Annotated in this window: 3 protein-coding genes; all 3 read left to right on the plus strand. The window is 67.3% G+C overall.

Features of this window, described 5'->3' with window-relative positions:
• On the plus strand, positions 1-1,637 hold a 1,637-nt coding region (dnaE, locus tag VEG08_04615), incomplete at its 5' end, for a DNA polymerase III subunit alpha (protein ID HXZ27267.1).
• 22 nt (positions 1,638-1,659) lie between these two features.
• On the plus strand, positions 1,660-2,619 hold the full coding sequence (locus VEG08_04620) for an acetyl-CoA carboxylase carboxyltransferase subunit alpha (protein HXZ27268.1): 960 nt from the start codon (positions 1,660-1,662) through the stop codon (positions 2,617-2,619).
• A 128-nt stretch (positions 2,620-2,747) separates the two neighbouring features.
• Positions 2,748-3,874, plus strand: a 1,127-nt coding sequence (locus VEG08_04625) for a 2-oxoacid:acceptor oxidoreductase family protein (protein HXZ27269.1), incomplete at its 3' end; no start/stop codon positions are given.

The raw sequence follows: 3,874 nt of genomic DNA on the forward strand, positions 1-3,874 counted from the left end.
TCCAGTTCGAGTCGCACGGCATGCGCGACGTCCTCCGCCGCTACCAGCCCACCTCCGTCGACGAACTCACCGCCCTCAATGCCCTCTACCGTCCCGGCCCCATCCAGGGCGGCATGATCGACGACTTCATCGAGCGCAAGCACGGGCGCCGGCGCATCGAGTACGAGCTGCCGGAGCTGGAGGAACTGCTCAAGGAGACCCTGGGCGTCATCGTCTACCAGGAGCAGGTCATGCAGATCGCCAACCGCCTGGCGGGCTACTCGCTGGGCGAAGCCGACCTGCTGCGCCGCGCCATGGGCAAGAAGAACCCGGAGGAGATGGCGGCGCAGCGGCAGCGCTTCGTCGAGGGCGCGGTGCAGCGCGGCTTTCCCCGCGACAAGGTGGCGCGCATCTTCGACCTCATGCAGCAGTTCGCCGGCTACGGCTTCAACAAGTCGCACTCCGCCGCCTACGCTCTGCTCGCCTACCATACCGCGTATCTCAAGACCCACTATCCCGTGGAGTTCATGGCGGCGCTGCTGACCTCGGAGACGGGCAACACCGACAGCGTGGTCAAGTACATCAACGAGTGCCGGGAGATGGGGATCCCGGTCGAGCCCCCCGATATCAACGTCAGCGACGCCTTCTTCACGCCCCACGGCGAGGCGGTGCGCTTCGGGCTGGCGGCGGTGAAGAACGTGGGGCACACCGCCATCGATTCCATCCTGGCGGCGCGCAAGAAGCTGGGCCGCTTCCGCTCCCTCTTCGAGTTCTGCGAGCAGGTAGACCTGCGCCTGCTCAACAAGCGCGTGCTGGAGTCGCTGATCAAGAGCGGGGCGCTGGACCCGCTGGGGGGACGGGCGCAGCTCATGGCCGTCCTCGACAAGGCCATGGAGCGCGCGCAGAAGGCGCAGCGCGACGCCGAGAGCGGCCAGCATGGGCTCTTCGGCGTCTTCCAAGAAGAGAAGGCGGAAGCGCCCAACGACGTCCTGCCCGAGGTGCCCGACTGGGAGCGCGGCGAGCGCCTGGCCGCGGAAAAGGAGGTCCTGGGCTTCTTCGTCAGCGGGCACCCGCTGGAACAGTACCGCGAGAAGCTGGAGGAGTTCCGCGCCCTCACCGCGGAGGAGATCGGCGCCATGAAGTCCTCCACCGGCAAGGACGAGATCTACGCCGGCGGGCTGATCGCCGGGCTGCGGGTGCAGAAGAGCCGCAAGGGCGACCTCTACGCGCAGGGCACGCTGGAGGACATGACCGGCGCGGTGGACATCCTGGTCTTCCCCGAGGCCTATCGCCGGCTGGCGGACAAGCTGCGGCTGACCGTGCCTGTGCTGGTGCGCGGCGGAGTGCGCGTCGAGGAAGGCTCCAACCCCAAGCTCACGGTCGGCGACGTCACTCCGCTCGACCAGGCTCAGCCCAAGCTGCCGCGCTCGTTGCGCATCCGCATCCCGCTGGAGGCGGCGAGCGAAAGCACGGTGGACTCGCTGCACTCACTGTGCGCGGAGCACAAGGGCGAGGCCAAGGTGCTCTTCGACCTGGAGCGCGCCGGCGACTTCATGGTGGTGATGGAGGCGCAAGGCTATAATGTGCAGGCAGACCGCGCTTTCATCGCGCGGGTAGAAGAATTGTGCGGGCGGGGCAGCGTCCGCATCATCGACTGAAGTTCTGGACCGAACGTCTCCCATGGAACCAGGCAGCCGCGCCCAACTCGAGCTGGAGAAGATCGAGAAGCAGATCGCGCAACTGGAGCAGGTGGCGGGCGACAACCAGGAGGCCCGCCGCCAGTTGCAGGCGCTGCACGACCAGGTGAGCGCCTTGCGCGAGCAGATCTACGCCCATCTGAACGCCTGGCAGAAGACCGAGCTGGCCCGCCATCCTCAGCGTCCCTACACGCTCGATTACCTGGAACGCATCTTCACCGACTGGAGCGAGGTGCACGGCGACCGCGGCTTCGGGGACGATCCCGCGCTGGTCTGCGGTATGGCGCGCTTCCACGGACACGAGGTGGCGGTGATCGGCCACCAGAAGGGCCGCGACACCAAGTCGAAGGTGTTGCGCAACTTCGGCATGCCCAACCCCGAGGGCTACCGCAAGGCGCTGCGGGTGATGAAGCTGGCGGAGAAGTTCGGGCGCCCGGTGATCACCCTGGTGGACACGCCGGGGGCGTATCCCGGCCTGGGAGCGGAGGAGCGCGGGCAGGCCGAGGCCATCGCCCGCAACCTGCGGGAGATGGCGCGGCTGAAGGTGCCCATCGTGACCGCCATCACCGGCGAGGGCGGAAGCGGGGGTGCGTTGGCCATCGCGGTGGCCGACCGCGTGCTCATGATGGAGAACGCGGTGTACTCGGTGATCTCGCCGGAAGGCTGCGCTTCCATCATGGGGCGAGACGCGGCCAAGAAAGACCTGGCGGCGCAGGCGCTGCGCATCACCGCCAAGGACCTGGCCACGCTGGGCTGCATCGACGAGATCGTGCCCGAGCCCGAGGGCGGCGCCCATAACGACCACGACGCCGCGGCGGCGCTGCTCGACGTGGTGCTGCAGAAGCACTTCGCGGAGATGCTGCAGGTCCCGGCGGAGCAGTTGCTGGCCGGCCGCTACGAGAAGTTCCGCAAGATGGCGCAGTTCTTCCGCAGCGAGCCCTAAGCGGTTGCCTTCGCGGGTCCCGCGCGTTTCCCATCACATCGCGGTGTGACGTATAATAAAAAGTTTTCCAGGGCAGAGAAGTCAGCGCTGGCAGCATCCCATCCCGGGATCAGAAGGACACAGAGCCAATGGCGAGCAGTGATGTAGCCGTGCAGGAATCCGCGGGGCGGAGCCCGCAGCAGCCCGTCGTCAACGACTTCAACATCCAGGTCGCCACGGTGAACGGCTCCGGCTCGCAGACCGCCAACATGACCCTGCTGCGCACCATCTTCCAGATGGGGGTGCCGGTCTCGGGCAAGAACCTGTTTCCCTCCAACATCACCGGGCTGCCCACCTGGTTCACCATCCGGGCCAGCAAGGACGGCTACATCGCGCGCCGCAAGGAGATCGACTTCCTCATCGCCATGAACGCGGAGACCGCGCGCGAGGACGTGCTCGCGCTCTCTCCCGGGGCCGTGGTCCTGTACGACGAGCCCCTGAACCTGGCCGCGCTGCGCAACGATCTTGAGTTCTACGCCGTTCCCTTCGACAAGCTGGTGGCCCCGGTCTGCCCCGAGGCCAAGCTCCGCAAGCTGGTCAAGAACATGATCTACGTGGGCGTGGCCGCCAACCTGCTGGGCCTGGAGCAGGCCGAGATCGAGAAGGCGGTGCGCAAGCAGTTCAAGAAGAAGCAGAAGGCCGCCGACCTGAACCTGGCGGCGGTGAAGGCGGGCTGGGACTACGCGGCGGCCTCGCTGAAGAAGGTGGACCCCTTCCGCATCGAGCGCATGAACAAGACCGCGGGCAAGATCATCATCGACGGCAACGCGGCGGCGGCGCTGGGGGCGATGTTCGCCGGGGTGACGGTGGCCATCTGGTATCCCATCACCCCCTCCTCCTCGCTGTGCGAGAGCCTGATCGACTACATGCGGCGCTTCCGCATCGGGCCCGACGGCAAGGCCACCTTCGCCATCGTGCAGGCGGAGGACGAATTGGCCGCCATCGGCATGGTGATCGGGGCGGGGTGGGCGGGCGCGCGCTCCATGACCTCGACCTCGGGCCCGGGCATCTCGCTGATGGCGGAGTTCTCCGGCCTGGGGTACTACGCCGAGATCCCGGCGGTGATCTGGGACATCCAGCGGGTGGGGCCTTCGACCGGGCTGCCCACGCGCACCGCGCAGGGCGACATCCTCTCTACCGCGGTGCTCTCCCACGGCGACACCAAGCACATCCTGCTCTTCCCCTGCTCGGTGGAGGAGTGCTTCACCATGGCGGG

Source organism: Terriglobales bacterium (genome assembly GCA_035624475.1).
Taxonomy (GTDB): Bacteria; Acidobacteriota; Terriglobia; order Terriglobales; family Acidobacteriaceae; genus DASPRL01.